Origin of the sequence: Pedobacter nyackensis (genome assembly GCF_032678475.1) — a bacterium.
GTDB classification, from domain to species: Bacteria; Bacteroidota; Bacteroidia; order Sphingobacteriales; family Sphingobacteriaceae; genus Pedobacter; species Pedobacter nyackensis_A.
This window is the reverse complement of record NZ_JAVTSF010000001.1, coordinates 316,278-337,745: the sequence shown is the minus strand read 5'-3', so window position 1 is coordinate 337,745 and position 21,468 is coordinate 316,278. Positions and strand designations below refer to the sequence as shown.

Below are 21,468 nucleotides of genomic sequence, written 5' to 3'. Positions count from 1 at the left end.
GCTATACAAATCTTTTTTGTTATTTTTATATATCATGAGTAAAGCTGTAAAACATCCTTCCTTTGAGCAAAAGATTTTTGTTCTCGATACTTCCGTTATCCTTTACGACCACAATGCTTTTAAAAACTTCCAGGAACATGATGTGGCCATTCCTATCCAGGTCTTGGAAGAATTGGATAACATGAAGAACGGCAATGAAACCCGAAATGCGGAGGCGCGGAGTTTTATCCGGTTAATGGACAATACTTCGGGTGATCGGATCATGAACGAATGGATACCTTTTAATGGCAGTAAAAGTGGACGGTTTAAGGTTGTAATGGATCATAAACCTGATAGGTTTGATGCGGAAGAAGTTTTTGGGAAAGGGAAGTTTGATCATCGCATATTAAATGCCGCTTTAATGCTTAAGCAGGAATTTCCAGAAAAACGAGTGATACTGGTGTCTAAGGATATTTGTTTACGGTTAAAAGCCAAATCGCTGGAATTGCATGCCGAGGATTATGAGACCGGTAAAATCAAGAATGTTGATGAGCTGTATACCGGAAAGGCTGTACTTACAAATGTTGGTGATGAGGTTTTTAAACAACTTAAAGCCGATGGTAGTATTCATTCTACCGGACTCAATATTATAGAGCCAGATGCCAACCATTTCTGTATTTTGAAAGGTAAGCGTAAAACGGTTACGACCTATTACAATGCTAAAACGGGCAAACTTTATTCTGTTGCTCCTCAAACCATATTTAATATAACACCACGTAATGATGAACAGTCTTTTGCGGTAAATGCTTTACTTAACCCCGATATTAAGCTGGTTACTATTCAAGGGAAAGCTGGAAGCGGTAAAACGTTATTGGCTATAGCGAGTGCGCTTGAACAGCGGAAAGACTATAGGCAAATTTATGTAACCCGGCCTATTGTTGCGTTAAGCAATAAGGATATTGGTTTCTTACCAGGCGATGTAAAATCGAAGATAGATCCCTATATGGCACCAATCTGGGATAACCTTAGGTTTATAAAAGAACAGTACAATGATGATCCAAAAATGCAGGGACGTATTGACGAATTTGTAAGTACAGAAAAGATTGTAATTACACCTTTGGCCTATATCAGAGGGAGGACGCTGAGCAAAATCTTTTTTATTGTTGATGAAGCACAGAATTTAACGCCACACGAGATAAAGACGATTATTTCGAGAGCAGGAGAGGATACCAAGATTATTTTTACAGGAGATATTTATCAGATTGATACGCCCTACCTGGATGCGGAAAGTAATGGACTCTCTTATTTAATCGAAAATGCGAAAGATCATGACTTGTATGCACATGTAACATTAGATAAAGGGGAGAGAAGTGAACTGGCAAATTTAGCCAACGATTTGTTGTAAAAATCTAAAAATATCATATCATGAAACAGATAGTATTGTTGTTAGTTATTGGCTTTGCCATAGTTGGCTGCTCGGGTGTAAAGCCTGCCGCGGATCAAAATCTTGTGATTTTAGGTGGCAAACTTGAGGCACTGGGTATGTCAACCTTTCAATATGGCACTCATATTTTAAATTCTGGTGCTACAACTTATGCCTTGAAAAGTAGTAAGGTTGATTTAAAGACCTACGCAGGGAAAAATGTGGTGGTAAAAGGTTTAAAAGTAGCTGGTTACCCCGTTGATGGCGGCCCTGAATTGATAGACGTTCAGGAAGTGAGTAACCCATAAGGTATTTCTTCAATAAAAAAATGTATAGATTGCGGGTGCAAATCTTATTTCATGAAACGACTAACATTAATGATTCCCATTCTGATGATTTTATCTTGTCAGCAGAAGGATAAAAAAACAACAGTGACAGATCAGCAAAAAACGGAAGATCCACATTCTTTTGCTCAGCCATCAATAGCCTATGTCGAGCATCTGGATCTGGATTTAAAAGTTGATTTTGAAAAACAAAAACTTACTGGTAAGGCAAGCTGGACAATAAACAATAAAGCAAAAGCCAATGAGATTATTTTTGATAACAGTAAGCTAAGTGTCTCAAAAGTGACTTTGGGAACTGACGAAAAAGAAACAACCTTTACTTTTGGTCCTGAAACAGAATTCCTTGGTAGGGCACTCAAAGTGGCTATTTCGCCAGAGACCAAACTGGTAAATATTTATTACACTACGGATAAAGATGCTAGTGCGTTACAATGGCTGAATCCACAGCAAACAGCGGGAAAGAAAAAACCTTATCTGTTTACTCAATCGCAAACTATCGCAGCCCGAAGCTGGGTGCCTTGTCAGGATAGCCCGGGAATACGGTTTACCTATAATGCAAAAGTGGAAGTACCTGTTGATTTGCTGGCATTAATGAGCGCGGAAAATCCGCAGACAAAGAACAATACAGGGGTTTATCAATTTAAACAAACACATGCAATTCCTTCTTATTTACTGGCTTTAGCAGTAGGGGACATTACTTTTAAGGCCATTGACGAGCGTACAGGTGTATATGCTGAACCATCAGTGTTGGATAAAGCTGTTTATGAGTTTGCTGATATGGGCAAAATGGTAAATGCTGCTGAAAAATTATATGGTCCGTATCGTTGGGGTAGGTATGATCTACTGGTATTGCCACCCAGTTTTCCTTTTGGAGGTATGGAGAACCCTAACCTGACTTTTATAACGCCGACAATTATAGCGGGCGACAGATCGCTGGTTAGCATCATATGTCATGAATTAGCGCATAGCTGGAGTGGTAATTTAGTGACCAATTCTAACTGGAATGATTTCTGGTTAAATGAAGGTTTTACTAACTATTTTGAGCGTAGAATTGATGAAGAGATATTTGGCCGTAAGGAAGCTGAAATGCAGGAAGTGTTTGCGAGGCAGGCACTTGATGCGACGGTAGAAGATATGGGCGCTGAAAGCAAGGATACGCATTTAAAAACGGATTATACAGGTAGAAATCCTGATGATGGAACGAATGATATTGCTTATGAAAAAGGATTTTACTTTTTGAAAACCATCGAGGCTGCGGTAGGTAGAGAGAAATTCGATGTTTTTTTAAGAGGGTATTTTGATACAAATGCTTTTAAATCGTTAACGACTGAGCAATTTTTAGACTATTTGAATCAACATTTAATAAAAGGTGATAAAGCACTGGAGGCTAAAATTAATATAGATAAATGGGTATATGGGGCAGGTGTTCCATCGAACGTAGTGGCTTCGAGTTCGGAAAGATTTAAAGCAATTGACGTCCTGGTAGCGAACTGGCGTAAAACAGGTGTAGCGAAAGGCTTGAGCAAGGAGATCGTTTCAAGCAATGAAAAACGGTATTTCATTAGTCAGCTACCAGAAGATCTGAAAGCTAGTGATATGGCGACTTTAGATGCTGAATTTAAATTCACTAATTCAAAGAATACAGATTTGCAGCGAGCCTGGTATACATTAGCCATCCGCCATCACTATACGGCAGCTAAGGATAACATCAAAGCTTATTTGCTGGAGAATGGTAGAATGTGGCACATTATACCATTGTATAAAGAATATATGACAACTGCGGAGGGTGCAAAGACAGCCAGGGATATTTATAAACAAGCGAGACCAAATTATCATCCGATGACTTACCGTGCAATTGATAAGCTCCTAAAATAATACGGTGGCGTTAACTTTTGTGGACAGACCTAAATACAACAGTGTCTAAAAATAGCAAAAAGTGCCATTTTTTGTGCTAAAAACAAGGAATTTCATTGTTTTTTAATATTGGCACAGTGTTTGTATTTAACATTTCGGTTTAGTTTGGTTTAGGTTGATCTGTGGTGGATTGACCTTATTAACGGGAATAGTCTCTCCGACTTATTCCCGTTTCTTTTTTAAAGGAATTTTTATTTTATCTTGCACTAGCAATTTACCTCACATGAACAAAACGCCCTTTCTATTCTTTTCCCTTTTGTTTTTTTCGCTGGCCGCAACTGCGCAACGACAAAACCTTTATTTCCTGAAGAACACCGGAGAATATGTAAAACAGCGAGACAGTGCTGATTATTTACGCATTGTTAAGGAACCGGAGCAAGGATCTGAGCTGTATCCGGTAAATGAACATTTTCTGGACGGATCCAAAAAAAGCATGGGCTATTCCAGTAAAATAGATCCGCCAATGTATGAAGGACAATACATCTGCTTTTACGCGAATGGCAAAAAGAAAATGATAGCCAATTACAAAAAGGGAAAGCTAATAGATACGGCACATAATTACTATCCTAATGGTAATTTATACACGACAGTGAGTTATGATGAAACTGTCGACGGAAAGCAGAAGGCAGCTTATATAAAAAGTGTTAAAGATTCGACTGGAAAGGATCTGGTTATAGATGGCAATGGGGACTGTGCTTTTTATGATGCGCAATTTAAAAGGATTACCGAACGGGGCCGGATAAAGAATGGAGTTTATGATGGGGAATGGGTAGGTGAGGGAACAAAGACAGATTGTAAATACAAGGAAATTTATGCTGATGGTAAGTTGATTTCGGGTGAGAGTACCGATAATGATGGTACCGTTTATTCCTATACAAATACGTTTGTATTGCCCCAGTTTAAAAAGGGAATGAATGCATTTTATACTTACCTGAAGAAGACGGTCAGGTATCCGGAGCAGTGCTATAAAAATGGTATACAAGGTAAAGTGTTGTTGAAGTTTACGGTAACAAAGGAAGGTGTGATAGAGGATATTAAGGTCTTGAACGATGTGCATCCTGCTTTGGCAAGCGAAGCGGTTAGGGTGCTTAAGGCTTCTCCACCCTGGGATCCCGGGATAGAAAGAGGGAAGCCTGTTAATGTGTCTCACAATGTGCCTGTTTCCTTTACACTTCAGCGTTAAAGTATTGTCGATATGATTGAAGTTGCCTGTGCGGTTATTGTACGTGACGATGGAAAGGTTCTTGTAACACAGCGTAGTGCTGAAATGAAACTCCCTTTGAAAATGGAATTTCCCGGTGGTAAGATCGAACCCGGGGAAACAGCAAGGGATTGTATCATAAGGGAAGTATTTGAAGAGTTAGGTGTGGCTATAATACCTGTGTCTCAATTAGCTATAAATGAACATCAATATGCCGATTTTTCAATTAGGTTAATCCCATTTGTCTGTAGAATAACAAGTGGCACTGTTGTTTTAAAAGAACATGCTGCTTACAGTTGGTTACAAACTAATGAACTAATTGATTTAGATTGGGCCGCCGCAGATATTCCCGTTGTTCGGAATTACTTAAGTTCTATTAAATAAAGCACACATGCAGAATGCTACAAGATCATTATTATATTCGCATAAAAAAATAGATCATGATAGCTCATCACGTATTATTCTGGCTAAAAGCCGACACTTCAGAAGAACAAAAAGCTGCTTTTCGTAACGGATTGCAATCACTGGAAAAAATTGAAGTAGTTAAAACCTTTCACATCGGTACACCTGCACCAATTGAGCGTGCTGTAGTAGATACCACTTATACTTTTTCATTAGTTTTGTTTTTTGAAGACCTTGCCGCACATGATGTTTACCAGGTGCATGAAGTACACAAAGCATTTTTAGATGAATTTAGAGTGCTTTTTGAGAAAGTTATCATATACGACGCACATTAATGACTGTCTTAACCGGACATAACAAATATTAAGCGTTGCTCCTGATAAGTCTTATCTTTGTATGGCTTATCAGATGGTAGAAAAACTAAAAGTAATTATTGGCAGAGAGCTGAAGCAGCTGTTCCAGTTAAAGAAGACTGAAAGACTGTGGCATATCCCTGTTTTAGCCTCTCTGTCAACCGGTATTCCTTTATTAATCGGCTTTTACACCGATAGGTTAGATTATGGTATTCAAGCCTGTATTGGAGGCCTGGTCATCTTGTACATGCCTTCAACAAAACTGGAACACCGCATGGTTACCTTATTGTTGTGCGCTTTTGGTTTTATTTTAAGCTTTGCCATAGGACTGGCATTTAGCTTTAATCCTTATTTTTCGGCAATCGCCTTGGGTTTATATGCTTTCGCTGTGAATTGGGTAACTAATTACTTTAGACTACAGTCGCCGCGAAATTTCTTTTTTATCATGCTCGCTTCTATGGGGAGCTGTATACCTTTTGATTTAATGAACGTCCCTGTAAAGGTAGGTCTGGTTGCTTTGGGGACTATGCTTGCTTGTGTTTTGGCTTTTCTTTATAGCCTGTATATCGTAAAAAAATATCCATATAAACTGAATATTGTCGTACCACAGAAAAGAAACTACGCCAATATCACTGAGTCTATAATTATCGGGTGCTTCATTGCGCTCTCATTGTTTATTGCACATGCTTTTAAACTGGAGAACCCTTATTGGGTTCCTATTTCATGTTTAGCCATTATGCAGGGGGTGAGTGTAACGCATGTCTGGCATAGAAGTTTTCACCGGATATCAGGTACATTTGTCGGGATGGGGCTAACCTGGCTGTTTCTGCAGCTTAATCTTACGCCTTTAAATATTTGTATCAGTATCCTTTTGTTGCAGTTTGTAATAGAAATGCTTGTTGTAAGGCATTACGGACTTGCGGTTATTTTTATCACCCCAATGACTGTCTTTTTGGCCGAGATAGGAAGAGGGATGCAGATCAATCCGGATCAGTTGATATCAGCGCGTTTACTCGATATTGTAGTGGGGAGTTTAATTGGAGTACTGGGAGGTTGGCTGTTACATAATCAGCAATTAAATCAGCAGGCAGCACGGCAGATAAGAAAAACAAGAGTAGCCATTTTAAGAAAATAAATATTTTTGCATGATGTATCACCTTTTTGATTTCTGTTTTACAATATTGCATTTATTTATTGTTGGGTTCAACTTGTTGGGGTGGATATGGAAGCGGACAAGAAGGTTACATTTTGTATTGGTGTTACTTACGATTTGCTCCTGGTTAATATTGGGGATTTGGTATGGTTTAGGTTATTGTCCGGTTACAGACTGGCAATGGCAGATTAAGGAGCAATTAGGAGAAACCAATTTGCCGAATTCCTTTATAAAATATTATGTAGATAAAGTAACGGGACTTGACGTATCGGCTGATTTTATTGATGGAGCGACCGCGATAGGTTTTGCGATTGCAGCAACGTTATCTGTATATCTGAATTTTATAAGAACAACAAACAATAAAACGAATAAGAAATGATAAGAGAAGCCTGTGTAAATGACGCACCCGAAATAGCCAAACTAATTATTCTTGCAATGGATGATCTCGCAGCAAAATTCGTTGGCGCTGATGATCCATATGATGCTGTACCCTTATTTGAGAAGTTTGCAGCATTGCCAGCCAATCAATATAGCTATGAGAATATATTGGTTTACGAGGACCAGGGTATGGTATATGGGATGATAAGCGCTTATGATGGTGCTCAGCTTGACAGCTTAAGAGCGCCATTCTTAGCGTATCTTGAAACGGCCTATGGTTTTAAACACAATCCTGAAGATGAAACGCAACCCGGTGAATACTATATCGACTGCGTTAGTGTTTCTCCAGATAAACAGGGAAAAGGTATTGGAAAAGAATTAATTAAAGCAATGATTGCGCACGCAGTGCGCAATCAGCAAAATACTTTAGGTCTGCTGGTCAATCAAGAAAATCCACAAGCCAGAAAATTATACGAGAACTTAGGGTTTGTAATAGCAGAAAAAAAAGATTTTATGGGTGGAAAGTATTTTCACATGCAGTATAAAGTTGGTTCAAAGTAACAAAGTCATTAAAAACAACGTTAATTGAGATAAAAGGGCTATTCTTGCAAGATTACAAAATGAAGTTTTTCAATAAATATATCTGCAGTCAAATTGTTACCTGCCTGGTACTGGTGTTAATTTGTCTGTCTTGTCCGATAAAACGTGGGATTAAGCAGGATATAGGTATTCCGTTATCTACAGAGGTACAACTTAGCAAAAGCAGTCTAAATTCATTTTGTAGTAATTATAGAAAAGCCAATCATAGTCAACAACGTTCTCTGAAAACGGATGTTCGTACTAGCGATGATTTAATCGTCTTGCCGGCTTTTCAGGTCTTAGACGAAAGCGTACAACTATTACACCTGAACCGCAAGGCGGATTTGGGGATTCAGCGCACACTATTTATTCTTTATCGGAAAATACTGATTTGAGATAATGACTTTATTGTACCTGCATTTGGCAGGTAGTTTAGTTATTTTTTAATCTTAAATCTATATTGAATGCATACTAAAAATGAACATTCCGGAATGGCTGATGCCTATTCTTTATCCGGGTTATTTACACTTTCACTACGTCTGGTTGCAGGCTGGACTTATTTTTCTGCCTTTTGGCGACGCTTAATTCTTGAAAATAAACTTGATCCGGAAGAGGCAGGTTATATCGGCGAAAAATTCAACCATTTTTTACCTAATGCACTAGGCATAAAGCCTATGATTGAGTACCTGGTTTCTAATCCGGAGTCTTTATGGTGGTCAATGGTTGCATTTACCATTATTGAGGGGATAGTAGGCTTATTTTTTATGCTGGGACTGTTTACCAGGTTAATGAGCGTAGGTGTATTTGGTTTGGCAATGGGCATTTTGCTTGGTGCGGGTTGGTTGGGTACAACTTGTCTGGACGAGTGGCAGATTGGTATTTTAGGACTTGCTGCTGGTTTTACAGTGTTTTTATCGGGATCTGGAAAACATAGCCTTGATCATTTAATGCGGTCCAGATCATTTAAAATCACAAAAAATAGTTGGTTTAGCTGGGTAGGCTCAGGTGCTTTACCTGTGCTTGCTAAAAAGCTGCACAGCTGGGCATTTATTGGGGCAATGACAATTCTCTCTGTTACACTCTTTACAAATCAGTATTTCCATGGTGGTGTATGGGGAACGTTACACAATATGTCCGTAAAGCCGAAAGTTGAGCTTTCAGAGGTTGTAATTCAGCAGGGGGAAATATCATTTACAGCTTTCAGGACAGAAGGAGCAGATGTTTATGGTTCATTTTTAATTGGCTTAATGCTGTCAGACGACAAGGGAGTCGTGATAATAGAAAAAAACGGAGCTGAGCTGGCAAAGTTGCCTGAATCGTCAATCGTAAATAACTATGTAGCTAAAATAAGGCCTGGAAAACATAGTTTGGTGATACCCTTGGGTGCAAAGGCAAAGCTCACCATAGCTGATCCCGTTCTTGCTAATTTGTCGGCAGGCCGCTACATTTTGACACTAACCGATATTAGTGGGATAACCTGGAAAAAAGAAATTTCACATCATTAAAAAGCTTACCGTATTGAAAGCCTGATTGACCTGAGCTTAATTTATAAGCTCAGGTTTTCTTTTGCTGATTTTATAGATGGTAAACATGATTATTGCTGATAGTACTGTTAGAACCAAATAGCTTTCGCTAAGATGATGTTCATCTTTTGCTGGCAAAATAGAGATGACGCTGTAACTTAAAAAAGATACGATTACGTAGGTTATTCCACCAGTCAAACCACTTGCAATACCTGCATTTTTCGGAAACAATCCGAGGCAGAAAGTAAAGTAGTTGTTAAAAATATAACCTGCAGTTACGTGGACCAGGAAAGCAAATAATACCATTGTAAAGAGGCTGGAAATAAACTGAACCGTTACAATCATCATCAATACAAAGACAATTTGGAACAGGAGGTTTGTCGCCATTTTTTTAAAGAAAGGATTGTTTATGGTGGCTTTACCAATAAATCCACCTACCATCCAGGCAAATCCAAGTATTAATGAGCTATAACCGGCCACGACAGGACTTAAATGCAAATGGTGCTCAATGATAAAAGGTCCCGTCATGTTGTAGATCATTACCATTGTATAGGCCAGACCCAGCATTACTATACCGAGACTAAAGCTAGCGGTTTTTATCATATCTATGTAAACGCCTGTAATCCGCTTTAAAGAGAATTCCGAAAAATGAGTTAGCGTCTCGCCACTGTAAATATATTCCAGAATGGCAAGTAAACCTGCCAGTGTGGCCAGGAAATAAAAATTGGACTCCCAGCCAAAAGCTGTTTGTAAATATCCGCCCAGGAATGGCGCGACAATTGGTCCGGTTGACCAGATAATTGAAAAAAGGCTTAAATAGTGTTTGAGTTGGTCACCGGAAAAGAGGTCTACAAAATAAGCCCTTTTTGCAACAATTACAGTCCCCACAGTAAAACCATGGATAATACGCATCAGATAAATGAGGTATATGTTATGCGTATTGGCGATTATAATGCTGGCTACAGCAAAGATGACAAGGCAGATGAGGCTTAGCCTATATCGACCAAAACTATCAAGCACACTCCCTATAAAGAGTTGAGAAACCCCATAGCTAATTAAAAATAAACTTAATGTAAGTTGTACTTGTAAGCTACTTACCTGCATTGTCGACGCCATACTGGGTAAGGAGGGGATGTAAATGTCTGTAGCGAAGCCAGATAATGGGAGTAGCGCGAATGCAAGTATGGTTGAAATGCCTTGATGTTGTTGGGTAAGTACTTTTGTATTGTTCAAAACGTAGCTGATGTTATTTTTAATGGTCCAAAGTTAGGTTTTCATTGTTCCAGGTAGCAGATTTTTAAACACGTTAGTGTAATAATTACATCTAAGAAATTTCATATTCCTTATGCGTTCGCAGCATTACAGCATTATTCCTTTATTTGATTTACAAACCCGGAGAGTTCCCTGATGTATTTATCTAAGGATAGAGCGGCAGTTTTTAAGTACTCAACACTTTGTTTTAAATCGGCTGTAGCCTCACTGTTGTAGCTGATTACGTCTGCCAGGCCAAGAATTTGAACAACGGGCTGCCTCATTTGATGGGAGATTCTAAAAAGCATTTCTTCCAGGTTCTTTCCATTTTGTATGCGTTCCTGTTCTTCGTTTGCCTTTCGTTCAGAGATTAATGTCCTTAAAGACAAATACTGAAAAGGCTTACCTATGTTGTTTTTGATCGGCACAATAATGCTATCCACCCAATAATGGCTGTTATCTTTAGCTCTGTTCTTTATTTCACCATACCACACTTCACCCTGGGCAATTGTACGCCACATGTTTTTAAAGAAAAGCTTAGAATGATGGCCTGAATTTATCAAACTATGGTTTTTGCCGATCAGTTCATCGTGGTTATACTGTGAAACCTCACAGAATTTTTTATTTACATATAAAATATTGCCTTTGATGTCTGTTATTGAGGATATTACACTGTTGTCAACTGCTCTTTGATAGGCGGATAAAACATTAATTAACTCGTCTTTTGAACTTGATTGCCCGTACCCAAACATCCCTTCATTTAAATTCATAATCATGCAAATTTACATATTGGGGGGATATTCTATTCATTTTTAGTTGTAACAAAATCATTTTTACCACCAATCTGGTTGCTTTATTGGGAGTTATAGGTTAAAGACTAATATTATTGAGTACCTTTGTCAATTAAAGCCATAGGTGTTATGAATGATTACAGTGATTTGATGTTGGTCGATAAAAACTCGGGAAAAATAAAGGATCTTGAAGATGCTTTGAATGGGGTTGAAGTTACCTATGCGCATTGGTTAAATAAGCGTGAAAATATCCATACAGGTGAAAAGCCTGATAAACTTGGAAATTACTTCAGATATTTTTATACTGATAAGGGGATCCAGTTTTACGTGAAGGATAATCTTCCTCAGGAAATAAAAAATGCCTGCTGGTCTGCTTATAAAAATATATTTGGCCAGTAAATATCTTTCTAAAAGATAACGGTTCTAAATTAAAATGATATTGCTGACTGTACGGGCAATGTTTTAGTTTTGCGGCAAACTAACAAAGTATGTCAAAAACAAAACTTACAATCAATAATAACGGTTCAGTGAAGATCGAAGGAGATTTTGAAATTGTAGATAGAAACGGCGACGTTTATGGTTTACAGGGAAGAACAGTATTGTCAATTTGCCGTTGTGGATTATCAAAAAACAAACCGTTTTGTGATGGTGCACATAATGGACATTTTGAGCATGAGGCTGTTGCATTTGAGCTTCCTCCGAAAAAGGTATAATCAATGGAGACAGATTTTTTTAATCTGTCTCTTTTTGTAATGATTTATTAGCTTTGCCCGAAAAATAAGTATGACACCAGGTAATTTTAAAGTGAGCCATGATGGAGAAAAACTCTCCATGACGATAAGCGTGCAACCGTCCATCGCTTTAAAAATCTCTCTTTATGTATTGAATATTTTATTCATAGCCATCATAATTTTATTTACAATTGGTGGAGTAGGCGTAATTGTAATGTTCATTTTGGTGTTTGAAATCTTATTTTTGAGGTATTCTATTTGGAACCTTTATGGGGCCGAAACAATCATGCTAACCCGAAACACGCTAAGTTATCAGCGACAATACGGCTTTTTGAAGTTTGCCGTAAAAACTTTTAAAATAAACAAATCTATTCGTGTGATTCCTTTTCACGAGGATTTTCAGGCTGGCAATAAATCCATGAAGCTGATCTTTGAATCATTGGATGAACAGAATGAACCTGTTAACCTTTACCAGACTGCTTTAGTAATTTCCCGACAAGATTATGAGACTTTTATGAAGTCGTTTAATCAACTATAGACTGCAATTTATTCCGTTTCCGATTTGAAAAAGTATATTTTCCTCCTGCTTATATTTATAAGCTTTTCCTGTTATTCCCAAAATGTAAGTATTTGTTCCTGGAATATCCAGAACTTCGGTAAATCTAAAGATGATGCTGAATTGAACTATATTGCTAATGTAATTAAAGAATTTGATGTGGTTGCAATTCAGGAAGTTGTATCTGGGTATGGTGGTAGTCAGGCTGTAGCCAGGTTAGCCGATGAATTAAACCGTTTGGGTACTAAGTGGGCTTATGTAATTAGTAACCCTACTTCAAGTTTAAAAAATTCAAAGGAACGTTATGCTTTTTTATGGAAAACAGCTAAGGTTAAACAAATTGGCATTGCCTGGCTGGATCAAACGCATCATGAGGAAATTGACAGGGAGCCTTTTTTTTGTCAGTTTTCAGTTGGAAAAAAGACATTCACATTAGCCAGCTTTCATGCGGTGCCGAAATCAAAGCAACCGGAAACGGAAATCAAATATTTTAAGTTCATACCTGGTCTTTATCCTGATCATGATCTTATTTTTTGTGGTGATTTTAATTTGCCTCAATCCCATAATGTATTTAGTCCTTTGAAGAAAATGGGCTATTTCCCAGCTTTAATGGGGCAGAAGACTTCTTTAAAACAGGATTGTGTGAATGACAATTGTCTGGCCTCTGAATACGATAATTTCTTTTTAAAGGCTTCCGTATTCCAGGTATCAAAAGCAGGTATTGTTCACTTTTATAGGGATTTTGAGACCCTTAAACATGCAAGGGCAATTTCTGACCATGTCCCTGTTTATATTCAACTCTCTTTTGGGGCATTAGCGAAATAAGGTTAATTCAGGGATTTGCCAAAAGGTGAAAAAGCAAGGTTCATTAATTTGAAATGCTGTCTTCCCCATGGGATACCAATGATAGTGATACAAAGCAATATCCCAAAGAACAGATGAGTTAATACAATCCAGAAGCCGCCAAATACTAGCCAGATTATATTCATTATAGTCGAAAGACAGCCTGTATTAGAAGACGTATCTGTGATCTTAAAGCCAAATGGAGCAAGACCAACTATGGCAAATTTAAAGCATTGGATTCCAAAAGGAATACCTACGATGGTCAGACATAGAATGATACCGCCTATAATGTATTCAAAGAAAATGAATATTCCTCCAAAGATGATCCATATGATGTTGCCTAATAAATTCATAGTTATGCTTTCTGTTATAGATAATGTAAGTGTGAATTAGTTACACAATATATTGTTATATGCTAAATTAAACAAAAGATAAAGGCTGCGATTAGCCCCGCGATAAGTGTGTTTAAGAAATTTACAATGTTATTTCCTATGAGGTGTTTTCTTTCCAGTGTAGCACCTAGTATCGAATCTGCAAGATTGCCGGTGACGCCAGCAATAAACACAAGCAAACCCGGCTTTTCAAATCCAGCATAGATTACAGCAATTATTCCGCTACCCAGTGCACCTATTAAAAGGCCCTCCAGGCTTACAACGCCATCTAAACCATTGGGTTCTTTTTTTAGGGTGATTATATTGTAAAACCGACGTCCATAAATCATTCCAAGTTCTGACGATAACGTATCGGCAAGTGCTGAAGCCAGACTTGCTGCCATCATGATCATGTAAAATTCATGGTGCAGAGGGTCTATAATCGCCATAATCGCAGTCAAGCCAGCTACGCCTCCGTTTGCAAGTACCTGTTTACTATCCCTTGCTTTGTTACTTAAATTGTCCTTGTGGATTTTAGTTTTTACTGCTTTTTTATGTGCAGTAGCAAAAACACTAAGAAGAAAGAATGTCATTAACATAAAAACGCCCTTTAATTGGGCCGACTGCCATACCAAAAGACCAATAATTGTGGCTGTAATAGCTGCCTGAAAAGTTAGTTTTCTTTTTTTTACACTTAATACGATTACGACCAGTATGGATAAACATATAAATAGCTGGTAGGGACTTGTAAACAGAAACATTAAGTTCATTTTATCAAATATCATGATAATGAATTATTAAAATAAATCCAATTTATAAACATTGTTTAAAGGCTATTCAAGGCTGTTCTGTAAATAGGGTATTCTCCAGTTGGCATAGCGTTTGTAACTATCATGTTACATTAAATCATTATATCATGAAAAACGTATTAAAAATTCTAAGCTTAATCCTAATTGTAACAACGGTTATGATTTCTTGTAAAAAGGATAAAGATCCTGCAACCGCAGACTTCTTCGTGGGTACTTATAATGGTTCTGTTTCTTATAACAAGGATGAGACCTCCATTACCAATTCCGAAGGCAAAGTTACGGTTAGCAAAGTTGGTGACACTTATAATTTCTTTTTCGGCAGCAATATTCCTGATATTACAGGGGTGAAATTCGAAAAAAGTGGCGACAATACTTATGTAAGTATTGGGAGTGGTTTAACTGGTATTACCATCGATGCCAACACATTAAAAATGTTGGTTTCGAAAGATGGGGCTACATGGACTGCAGATTGCACAAGGTAATAAACATTGATATTTAAAAGATGGCTTGTCTGGAAAGACAAGCCATCTTTGTATTTAACGCTTATTTATTTAAGCGTAATCACACGTTCCGCATTTATTTGTTTTAAAAAGTATTCGTCGTGCGAAATTACTACTAGCGCTCCCTGGTATTCATTGATGGCATTGGTTAGAATTTCAATATTCTGAATATCCAGGTTATTGGTTGGTTCGTCTAGAATAATCATATCGGGTGCCATACTGCCAATTGTTAAAGAACAAAGCATGAGTCTCATTTTTTCTCCTCCACTTAGCGCTTTGCAGGGTTTATTCCAGTATTCTTTGGTAAACAGAAATCTATTTAAGCGGATTTTTATTTCATGTTCCTGTAAAGCACCAGAGTTGTATTGTTCCGCTTGTTCGTAAACACTTAATTCATTGTTGATCAATGAATAATCCTGATCAATGTACATGGCTTTAAAAGCTGAATTATCTAATACTCCAGACGTTGGCAAAAGATCTTTTAAGATCAGTTTAACCAATGTGGTTTTTCCGGAACCATTAGGGCCGGTAATTACGATGCGTTCTCCACTAAAGATCTGGAAGTTTAGCGGCGTCGACCAAAGCAGATCTCCATTGTATCCAAAATTAACATCTTTGACAGTAACCAAAACCTTTCCTTTATGAAGATTAGAACTTTCGAAGTCTATTTTCATTTTATCTATATCGGGTAATGTTGTTCGCAGTTGGGTAAGTTCCTTTGAAATTGAGCCAATCTTTTCTGCATGTACACCTTTCATCTTTGAAGCACTCTTTTCTGCATTGTTTTTAAGTGTGTTCATTAATATAGTAGGCAGTCCCGCTTTTTCCTGTTTTTTCTTTCCGCGTGCATCCAGTTTTTGCTTCCTTTCTGCAGCTTCCCTTTCCACTTCCTTTGCTTTTCTCAGTGCCTTTTCCCTGGTTCTTAATTCATGGTTAAGCTGTTCATGCTCTGCTTTTTTTTGCTCATCGTAAAAATCATAGTTTCCACCGTATGATGTGATGCCAGTTTTACCGAGTTCATATACCTTGTTGAGTAAGTTTAATAGGGTTCGATCATGACTTACAATTACCAAAGTGCTTTTAGTGGACTGTACATAGTCATATAAAAGGCTTCGGCTCCAGGTGTCCAGGTGATTACTTGGTTCATCCAGCAATACGATTTCCGGACGATGGATCATTATACCAGCAAGGAAAACCCTTGTCTTTTGGCCTCCGCTGAGTGTATCCATTTTTTGGTTTACATCAAGATCATCAAGTTTCCAGTGTGCGAACGCTTCTTTGCAGCGTTCTTCGATGGACCAATCATTGTCGAGCAGGGTAAACTGTTCATCTGTAACATTGCCACTCAAAATTTCATTTAAGGCCTGAATTTTAACGTCTACCTGAATCGCCCGGGCAATGCTGTAATCATTAAACTGTCCGAAAATCTGTGGTATATAATAGGGGGGAGCGTCAGTTTTTACATGTCCTTCAGATGGCCGGAGATTTCCTGCCAGTATTTTTAGAAGCGTAGATTTGCCGACTCCGTTATTGCCAATTAATGCAACTTTTTCTTGTTTATTTATAACGAGATTTAAATCCGTAAACAATAAATCTCTATTGGGGTGTATGTAGGTTGTATCCTGAAGAATAAGCATAATTTCTTTCTTGTTAGGGATTGAACAATTACACCGGCTTTGTGTTGCCGGTTGTGTCTATTTTTTCCGAAAGAAATTTTATCCTACATAAATGTGTTTTTTGTTATTGTTGCAAAGGTAAGGATAATTTTTATTATGATGTATATTCCTGAACGATGTGACTTAAATACCCGTGTAGTTGTAAATCTGCAACACCATTGATCCTATAATTACATCCATTGTGAAGCAATACAATTCGGGATGCGGTTTTAATGATTTCCTGATAATAGTGATCAGTTAAAATAACTCCCTTTAGCATTCTGAAATTAAATAGTTGCCTTTGCATTTCTTCAATAACAATTGGCGCCAGTTGTGTAAATGGTTCATCTAAAAGTACAAAATCGCTGTCACCATATAGCACCAGCATAAATTCAATTAAACGCCTTTGTCCTCCCGAAAGATCCTCCATTGCCCGATTTATATTTTCCCGGATAATATCCTGAGCAAACAACTCTTTCTTGTACTTATTGGAATATATTTCGACCAACTGCTTAACCCGTAAATGAGCTGGAATGAAAAAATGCTGAGGTAGATAAGCTACTTTACCTGTAATATATGCACGTTTTACTTGCTCGTCGTTTAATCGCATATGCATATAATTGGGCTGGATACTGCCAAATATGATCTTTAGTAAGGTCGATTTTCCGGAGCCATTTCTACCGAGCAAGCCAACTATTTCACCAATTTTACAATTAATGTAAACATTGTTAAGTATGTATTCCTTTTCATACCTGTGTGCAACACTATCTATATAAAGCTCCTGCATATACCACTAAGAGTTAAAAAAAACACAAAAAAAATAAAGTCTACGCCTAAAAGCCAGCCAAATAGCATTCTGTAGCTAAAACCAAGGTTTCGATAATGATATGATCTGGCTTTAAAAAGTAGTTTCTCGGTACCAATGGAAATTGAATAAGCTACAGCTTTAAACAATATAGCCACCACATAAAGAAAATAATGATCATATCCTTTGAGCCAAAAAAGGACTGAAAAGAATAGCGTCACAGCAAGGTTTAATGTGATGATGAACTTGAAATGTTGTGCGAAAAGAAAAGTTATTTTTCTGAGCATTTAAGAAGTTCCTTGTTGAGCATACGATCGGCAATGATATAGCCTGCTATAGGTAATAGTATAACGAGTAGTATATATGGAAATGAATAGACTGATGCGTATTTAAAAGAAGCACGGAAGCTAAATCTGATACACAAGTAGATATGTAAGATTACTAGGAAGGGAATGAGGGTTTGTTGAACGTCCATAGCAGATAATTTATATATCTAATCTAAGAAATTTTATTTGAAAATAAATATTCGACTGCCATAAGGTTGTCAGTGGCTGTTATTTTCTTTGTGTTGAACTTAAACAAAACGAATTATGTCCCAAACACAAACTATTCAGACACGAGAAGTCATTAATAACTTTTTCCAGGCCTTAGCTGGCAGGGAATTAGCTGTTTTAATCCAATTATTTGCAGAAGAAATAGATTGGGATATTCCAGGCAATGAAGAACTTGCACCATGGTTGGGTAAACGTACAAAACGAAATGAAGTGAAGGACTCTTTTGAATTACTTTGGCAGAATATTGAGCCAATAGCTGCACAAATAGATCGAATCCTGGTGGATGATGATTTTGCGATAGCTACTGGCTCTTTCAGTTCAAAAATGAATCGTTCAGGACAAATCTATTCGTCTATGTTTTCTGCTCATTTTACAGTTAGTGGTGATCAAATTATCCGTTACAGATTGCAGGAAGATAGTTATGGACTTGTAGAAGCGCTGATGTTGCCGATGCCTGTTTAATTGATTCTATATTCACCAAATTAATAATAGAAAGATTTAAGTGTATTTATTGCTTAAATGCTTCTAATGTGCTGTTTTCCTGATGTTCTCTGTTGGTTTCAGGTAGTTCAATCTGCACGGGTTCATCATCTTTTTTTCGAGATAAGGGGATTGCTATACCTCCTGCGATACCTACTCCTATGGAGGCCAGAATTATAAGCAGCGACAAGCATATCAACCTGAAAGTTCTATTTAGACTTTTCATTTTGATGGATAAATAAAATAAGGAATTGCTGCCTTTCAGACAACGTTGATTAGTTTAAAAATGAAGTCGGTTTGTAGCCGACTTGAGGCTTAATCAAGCAGGTAATGGTTTGTACTGGAGTCTGGTTACGCGTATTGAAGAATGGTTATGCCGAATAGCTGGTTTAATCTCAAGGAATTTGTAGGACTGATGAATGAACTGAATGGTAAATAGTTCGTTAAATCTTATCACAGCATACTTTTGCTGTTTTTGTAATTGGTATTCCGTAGCAACTTTGTGATTGCGCTTTAAACTGCAGTAATATCCTGAACAAGAGATAGATTTTTGGCCTGCAGTCAACAGTAATTCTGTTGTGGGTTTTTGTGGCTGATAGGAAGACAAACCGATTGATCCGGATACACTAAAAATGGACAAGACCATTAACAGGACTAATGTTAGCCTGTAAAGGTTTCCTTTTGTGTGTATTGGTCGATTACTATTCATTTCGTTACCAAAGATAAGGATTTAGTTAGAAAGCTTCGGTAAGTCCTAGAAAGAGACCTTTCGAACCATATCTACCGATAGCATAATCTAAACATAAATTAGTGCGTGTTGCTTTGTTAAACAGTACCCTTAGACCAGCACCGCCGGCAGGTTGCCATTGTTCAAACAAGCGGGTACCCATTTCATCATTGGCCGTTTGTATATTGAAGAAGGTTACACCACTAATAAATTTGTTTCTCATGATAGGAAAGCGATATTCCAGCTCCGAGTAAAAATACTGAGGTCCTTTAAAATAAGTAACAGTATAGCCGCGTCCACTGCGGAAATAAGTATCTCTACCTGTTCCCGGGAGCTCAAGGTAAGGCAAGGCGCCACTAACCAGATAAGATCCCCAGTTCCAAAAGGCGATCACGTGTTCAGGATTTCTATCAGATAAGCTCCAGTATTTTCTAAAATCGGTGGTAATTTGTACAGCATTTCTTGTACTTCCCATCCAGCTTTGGTTCATACGGATTCCAGCATCTACATAAATGCCTTTATATGCGCGGTTCTGATTATCTCGAGTAGTGTACTGAACATTGAAAAGCATCCCATTTGACTGATAATGATCTCTTTCAAATCCATATCGATCACTATAGATATTGTATGGGGTTAATGCATTTTCGCTTCCCCGAACTTCAATTTTTTTTCTGATTTCGAAGGAGACACCAGCGCCTAAAAATAGGTTTGGTTGTATCTGTTTGTATACTTTTTCTCGAAAATTGTAGTATTCAGCACGTAGAACATAACTCTTCCGGTCAGGGTTGCTTAATATCAAATCCTCTTCACTTCCTTGTGCTGGGTTTCCGATGCCCAGGCCAAAATCAGGGACAACTGTTTTTGCTGCCACCAGACTTCCTTGGAGGTTCCATTTGTTGCCAGGGGTGTAAACATTATGGTTGAGGTAAAAATAGATGATCCCTTTAGTGGTTATTGATGCAGATGTAGCAGCAATTGACATTAATGTTTTCGTGTCTTTGCCGAGTACTTTTCCTGCAACGGCCTTGATGCCAATTTGTGCGCCAATACTAGGGTTGTAAGCCACATTGGGTATAATGGTCACGGCTGATTTTTTGCGAGTGACATCTGCCTTCTTTTTTGGGTGAAAGATGCTTACAAACAGATCTCCAACATCATATTGGTTGTCGACCGTATCTTTTTTTACAACCGCTGTCTTAAGAGAGTCGGTAATTGGTTGAACCTGTCCATATAGATATTCGGTTCCTGTAAACAGACATAACAATAAAATTAACCTTCTTTTAAGCATACATTATAATGTCTGGTTTACGATGTGTTTTAATGTTTCGTCCTGTTCTTTCAAAGATAATGAGTTTAATTAACTAGTTAACGGTATATATTGTTTTAACTAAGTCTATAATTTTCAATATTTACTATTATTCTTTGTGATCCTAATAGATGCAGGTATATTTGAACAAATGAAAGTCCCGACCTTATCCAATTCTAACCTTGATTTCCTCGAAGAATTAAAAAAACACAATGATCGTGAATGGTTCAATGCACACAAGGCTGAATTTCTTGCAGAACAGGATCAGGTAGAACAATTTGTCGATTATTTATTGAAAAAATTGAATCTGCATGATGTGATTGAAACAGCTTCAGGCAAGAAGAGCTTGTATAGACCTTATCGTGATATTCGGTTTTCTAAAGATAAAACACCATTTAAAACTTATTGGGGTGGCAGTTTTACCAGGGCTGGAAAGCAACGCAGAGGTGGATATTATTACCATTTTGAGAAAGGGAATAGTTTTGTTGCTGCTGCTTTCTGGGGACCTTCAGCCCCTGATCTAAAACTCATCAGAGCTGATATCGCTTTTGATGCTGAGCCATTAAGGCAGATTATTAACAGTAATAGTTTTGTCGCAAATTTTGGAAGCCTTCAAGGTGAACAGCTAAAAACCGCACCTAAGGGGTTTGAAGTTACTCACCCGGATATTGATCTATTGCGTTATAAACAGTTTCTATTAATCAGAAGATTTAATGATACAGAATTGTTGAGCAGTAATTTTGCTGATTTAGTTAATGAGTCATTCCGGGAAATGAGACCGTTTTTAGATTACATGAGTGCGGTGCTTAGCGGTGATGCAAATGGTATTGTAGATTAATG

General features: G+C 37.6%; 25 protein-coding genes. 17 read left to right on the top strand and 8 right to left on the bottom strand.

What is annotated here, in order from left to right; genetic code table 11:
- Positions 1 to 34 precede the first annotated feature (34 nt).
- The 10 genes from R2Q84_RS01340 (at position 35) to R2Q84_RS01295 (ending at position 9,231) form a co-directional block, all read left to right on the top strand.
- Positions 35 to 1,384 carry a PhoH family protein gene (locus tag R2Q84_RS01340; RefSeq protein WP_316814719.1) on the top strand — a complete coding sequence of 450 codons (1,350 nt, stop codon included), beginning with the start codon at positions 35 to 37 and terminating at the stop codon, positions 1,382 to 1,384.
- A gap of 20 nt (positions 1,385 to 1,404) precedes the next feature.
- Positions 1,405 to 1,710 carry a hypothetical protein gene (locus tag R2Q84_RS01335; protein ID WP_316814718.1) on the top strand — a complete coding sequence of 102 codons (306 nt, stop codon included), beginning with the start codon at positions 1,405 to 1,407 and terminating at the stop codon, positions 1,708 to 1,710.
- 51 nt (positions 1,711 to 1,761) lie between these two features.
- Positions 1,762 to 3,621, top strand: coding sequence for a M1 family metallopeptidase (locus tag R2Q84_RS01330; RefSeq protein ID WP_316814717.1), 1,860 nt, complete (start codon positions 1,762 to 1,764; stop codon positions 3,619 to 3,621).
- A gap of 262 nt (positions 3,622 to 3,883) precedes the next feature.
- On the top strand, positions 3,884 to 4,843 hold the full coding sequence (locus R2Q84_RS01325) for a TonB family protein (protein ID WP_316814716.1): 960 nt from the start codon (positions 3,884 to 3,886) through the stop codon (positions 4,841 to 4,843).
- A gap of 12 nt (positions 4,844 to 4,855) precedes the next feature.
- Entirely contained in the window at positions 4,856 to 5,245 is a 390-nt protein-coding gene (locus R2Q84_RS01320) for a (deoxy)nucleoside triphosphate pyrophosphohydrolase (RefSeq protein WP_316814715.1), read from the top strand.
- 56 nt (positions 5,246 to 5,301) lie between these two features.
- The gene (locus R2Q84_RS01315; RefSeq protein ID WP_316814714.1) at positions 5,302 to 5,598 is read left to right on the top strand and encodes a Dabb family protein; all 297 of its coding nucleotides are present in this window, start codon (positions 5,302 to 5,304) and stop codon (positions 5,596 to 5,598) included.
- Positions 5,599 to 5,659: 61 nt separating this feature from the next.
- Positions 5,660 to 6,751 (top strand): FUSC family protein, encoded by a 1,092-nt coding sequence (locus R2Q84_RS01310; RefSeq protein WP_316814713.1) that lies wholly within the window; start codon positions 5,660 to 5,662, stop codon positions 6,749 to 6,751.
- Positions 6,752 to 6,761: 10 nt separating this feature from the next.
- Positions 6,762 to 7,148, top strand: coding sequence for a DUF2784 domain-containing protein (locus R2Q84_RS01305; protein WP_316814712.1), 387 nt, complete (start codon positions 6,762 to 6,764; stop codon positions 7,146 to 7,148).
- Positions 7,145 to 7,708 (top strand): GNAT family N-acetyltransferase, encoded by a 564-nt coding sequence (locus tag R2Q84_RS01300; RefSeq protein WP_316814711.1) that lies wholly within the window; start codon positions 7,145 to 7,147, stop codon positions 7,706 to 7,708. The genes R2Q84_RS01305 and R2Q84_RS01300 overlap by 4 nt, the downstream gene beginning before the upstream one ends.
- Positions 7,709 to 8,190: 482 nt before the next feature.
- Positions 8,191 to 9,231, top strand: a complete 1,041-nt coding sequence (locus R2Q84_RS01295; RefSeq protein ID WP_316814710.1) for a TQO small subunit DoxD — start codon at positions 8,191 to 8,193, stop codon at positions 9,229 to 9,231.
- Positions 9,232 to 9,267: 36 nt separating this feature from the next.
- Here R2Q84_RS01295 and R2Q84_RS01290 read toward each other — a convergent pair whose 3' ends face one another.
- Positions 9,268 to 10,482: an MFS transporter gene (locus R2Q84_RS01290; protein ID WP_316814709.1), complete on the bottom strand. Its 1,215-nt coding sequence runs from the start codon at positions 10,480 to 10,482 to the stop codon at positions 9,268 to 9,270.
- Between the two features lie 134 nt (positions 10,483 to 10,616).
- Positions 10,617 to 11,270, bottom strand: a complete 654-nt coding sequence (locus R2Q84_RS01285) for a PAS domain-containing protein (protein WP_316814708.1) — start codon at positions 11,268 to 11,270, stop codon at positions 10,617 to 10,619.
- A 150-nt stretch (positions 11,271 to 11,420) separates the two neighbouring features.
- On the opposite strand from R2Q84_RS01285, the gene R2Q84_RS01280 reads away from it, so the two are divergent.
- The 4 genes from R2Q84_RS01280 (at position 11,421) to R2Q84_RS01265 (ending at position 13,403) form a co-directional block, all read left to right on the top strand.
- Entirely contained in the window at positions 11,421 to 11,690 is a 270-nt protein-coding gene (locus tag R2Q84_RS01280; RefSeq protein WP_316814707.1) for a hypothetical protein, read from the top strand.
- Between the two features lie 89 nt (positions 11,691 to 11,779).
- Positions 11,780 to 12,004 (top strand): CDGSH iron-sulfur domain-containing protein, encoded by a 225-nt coding sequence (locus R2Q84_RS01275; protein ID WP_316814706.1) that lies wholly within the window; start codon positions 11,780 to 11,782, stop codon positions 12,002 to 12,004.
- Between the two features lie 70 nt (positions 12,005 to 12,074).
- Positions 12,075 to 12,560 carry a hypothetical protein gene (locus tag R2Q84_RS01270; protein WP_316814705.1) on the top strand — a complete coding sequence of 162 codons (486 nt, stop codon included), beginning with the start codon at positions 12,075 to 12,077 and terminating at the stop codon, positions 12,558 to 12,560.
- A 24-nt stretch (positions 12,561 to 12,584) separates the two neighbouring features.
- Positions 12,585 to 13,403, top strand: a complete 819-nt coding sequence (locus R2Q84_RS01265) for an endonuclease/exonuclease/phosphatase family protein (protein WP_316814704.1) — start codon at positions 12,585 to 12,587, stop codon at positions 13,401 to 13,403.
- A 2-nt stretch (positions 13,404 to 13,405) separates the two neighbouring features.
- Here the strand turns inward: R2Q84_RS01265 and R2Q84_RS01260 are convergent, their stop codons facing one another.
- On the bottom strand, positions 13,406 to 13,774 hold the full coding sequence (locus R2Q84_RS01260) for a YccF domain-containing protein (RefSeq protein WP_316814703.1): 369 nt from the start codon (positions 13,772 to 13,774) through the stop codon (positions 13,406 to 13,408).
- 62 nt (positions 13,775 to 13,836) lie between these two features.
- Positions 13,837 to 14,577 carry a DUF92 domain-containing protein gene (locus R2Q84_RS01255; RefSeq protein WP_316814702.1) on the bottom strand — a complete coding sequence of 247 codons (741 nt, stop codon included), beginning with the start codon at positions 14,575 to 14,577 and terminating at the stop codon, positions 13,837 to 13,839.
- A 131-nt stretch (positions 14,578 to 14,708) separates the two neighbouring features.
- On the opposite strand from R2Q84_RS01255, the gene R2Q84_RS01250 reads away from it, so the two are divergent.
- On the top strand, positions 14,709 to 15,083 hold the full coding sequence (locus tag R2Q84_RS01250; RefSeq protein WP_316814701.1) for a hypothetical protein: 375 nt from the start codon (positions 14,709 to 14,711) through the stop codon (positions 15,081 to 15,083).
- Positions 15,084 to 15,148: 65 nt separating this feature from the next.
- On the opposite strand, the gene abc-f is transcribed toward R2Q84_RS01250, so the two are convergent.
- Both abc-f and R2Q84_RS01240 read right to left on the bottom strand, forming a co-directional pair.
- Positions 15,149 to 16,738, bottom strand: a complete 1,590-nt coding sequence (gene abc-f / locus R2Q84_RS01245; RefSeq protein WP_316814700.1) for a ribosomal protection-like ABC-F family protein — start codon at positions 16,736 to 16,738, stop codon at positions 15,149 to 15,151.
- Between the two features lie 133 nt (positions 16,739 to 16,871).
- Positions 16,872 to 17,543, bottom strand: coding sequence for an ATP-binding cassette domain-containing protein (locus tag R2Q84_RS01240; RefSeq protein WP_316814699.1), 672 nt, complete (start codon positions 17,541 to 17,543; stop codon positions 16,872 to 16,874).
- Positions 17,544 to 18,151: 608 nt separating this feature from the next.
- Here R2Q84_RS01240 and R2Q84_RS01235 point away from each other — a divergent pair.
- On the top strand, positions 18,152 to 18,577 hold the full coding sequence (locus R2Q84_RS01235; protein WP_316814698.1) for a nuclear transport factor 2 family protein: 426 nt from the start codon (positions 18,152 to 18,154) through the stop codon (positions 18,575 to 18,577).
- A 46-nt stretch (positions 18,578 to 18,623) separates the two neighbouring features.
- On the opposite strand, the gene R2Q84_RS01230 is transcribed toward R2Q84_RS01235, so the two are convergent.
- Both R2Q84_RS01230 and R2Q84_RS01225 read right to left on the bottom strand, forming a co-directional pair.
- A complete protein-coding gene (locus tag R2Q84_RS01230) occupies positions 18,624 to 18,821 on the bottom strand; it encodes a hypothetical protein (RefSeq protein ID WP_316814697.1) in 198 nt (65 codons plus the stop codon).
- Between the two features lie 508 nt (positions 18,822 to 19,329).
- Complete coding sequence (locus tag R2Q84_RS01225; protein ID WP_316814696.1) at positions 19,330 to 20,610, bottom strand: BamA/TamA family outer membrane protein; 1,281 nt, start codon at positions 20,608 to 20,610, stop codon at positions 19,330 to 19,332.
- Between the two features lie 136 nt (positions 20,611 to 20,746).
- Between R2Q84_RS01225 and R2Q84_RS01220 the strand changes: the two genes are divergently transcribed.
- A complete protein-coding gene (locus R2Q84_RS01220; protein ID WP_316814695.1) occupies positions 20,747 to 21,466 on the top strand; it encodes a DUF2461 domain-containing protein in 720 nt (239 codons plus the stop codon).
- The last annotated feature ends 2 nt before the right edge of the window (positions 21,467 to 21,468 follow it).

What these genes read in the sequence shown, in the direction of transcription:
- R2Q84_RS01230 (WP_316814697.1), bottom strand. Translation starts at nt 18,821, where the DNA reads ATGAAAAGTCTAAATAGAACTTTCAGGTTGATATGCTTGTCGCTGCTT.
- R2Q84_RS01225 (WP_316814696.1), bottom strand. Translation starts at nt 20,610, where the DNA reads ATGCTTAAAAGAAGGTTAATTTTATTGTTATGTCTGTTTACAGGAACC.
- R2Q84_RS01325 (WP_316814716.1), top strand. Translation starts at nt 3,884, where the DNA reads ATGAACAAAACGCCCTTTCTATTCTTTTCCCTTTTGTTTTTTTCGCTG.
- R2Q84_RS01330 (WP_316814717.1), top strand. Translation starts at nt 1,762, where the DNA reads ATGAAACGACTAACATTAATGATTCCCATTCTGATGATTTTATCTTGT.
- R2Q84_RS01340 (WP_316814719.1), top strand. Translation starts at nt 35, where the DNA reads ATGAGTAAAGCTGTAAAACATCCTTCCTTTGAGCAAAAGATTTTTGTT.
- R2Q84_RS01300 (WP_316814711.1), top strand. Translation starts at nt 7,145, where the DNA reads ATGATAAGAGAAGCCTGTGTAAATGACGCACCCGAAATAGCCAAACTA.
- R2Q84_RS01335 (WP_316814718.1), top strand. Translation starts at nt 1,405, where the DNA reads ATGAAACAGATAGTATTGTTGTTAGTTATTGGCTTTGCCATAGTTGGC.
- R2Q84_RS01310 (WP_316814713.1), top strand. Translation starts at nt 5,660, where the DNA reads ATGGCTTATCAGATGGTAGAAAAACTAAAAGTAATTATTGGCAGAGAG.
- R2Q84_RS01280 (WP_316814707.1), top strand. Translation starts at nt 11,421, where the DNA reads ATGAATGATTACAGTGATTTGATGTTGGTCGATAAAAACTCGGGAAAA.
- R2Q84_RS01270 (WP_316814705.1), top strand. Translation starts at nt 12,075, where the DNA reads ATGACACCAGGTAATTTTAAAGTGAGCCATGATGGAGAAAAACTCTCC.
- R2Q84_RS01235 (WP_316814698.1), top strand. Translation starts at nt 18,152, where the DNA reads ATGTCCCAAACACAAACTATTCAGACACGAGAAGTCATTAATAACTTT.
- R2Q84_RS01305 (WP_316814712.1), top strand. Translation starts at nt 6,762, where the DNA reads ATGATGTATCACCTTTTTGATTTCTGTTTTACAATATTGCATTTATTT.
- R2Q84_RS01295 (WP_316814710.1), top strand. Translation starts at nt 8,191, where the DNA reads ATGCATACTAAAAATGAACATTCCGGAATGGCTGATGCCTATTCTTTA.
- R2Q84_RS01315 (WP_316814714.1), top strand. Translation starts at nt 5,302, where the DNA reads ATGATAGCTCATCACGTATTATTCTGGCTAAAAGCCGACACTTCAGAA.
- R2Q84_RS01255 (WP_316814702.1), bottom strand. Translation starts at nt 14,577, where the DNA reads ATGATATTTGATAAAATGAACTTAATGTTTCTGTTTACAAGTCCCTAC.
- R2Q84_RS01275 (WP_316814706.1), top strand. Translation starts at nt 11,780, where the DNA reads ATGTCAAAAACAAAACTTACAATCAATAATAACGGTTCAGTGAAGATC.
- R2Q84_RS01285 (WP_316814708.1), bottom strand. Translation starts at nt 11,270, where the DNA reads ATGAATTTAAATGAAGGGATGTTTGGGTACGGGCAATCAAGTTCAAAA.
- R2Q84_RS01320 (WP_316814715.1), top strand. Translation starts at nt 4,856, where the DNA reads ATGATTGAAGTTGCCTGTGCGGTTATTGTACGTGACGATGGAAAGGTT.
- R2Q84_RS01260 (WP_316814703.1), bottom strand. Translation starts at nt 13,774, where the DNA reads ATGAATTTATTAGGCAACATCATATGGATCATCTTTGGAGGAATATTC.
- R2Q84_RS01240 (WP_316814699.1), bottom strand. Translation starts at nt 17,543, where the DNA reads ATGCAGGAGCTTTATATAGATAGTGTTGCACACAGGTATGAAAAGGAA.
- R2Q84_RS01250 (WP_316814701.1), top strand. Translation starts at nt 14,709, where the DNA reads ATGAAAAACGTATTAAAAATTCTAAGCTTAATCCTAATTGTAACAACG.
- abc-f (WP_316814700.1), bottom strand. Translation starts at nt 16,738, where the DNA reads ATGCTTATTCTTCAGGATACAACCTACATACACCCCAATAGAGATTTA.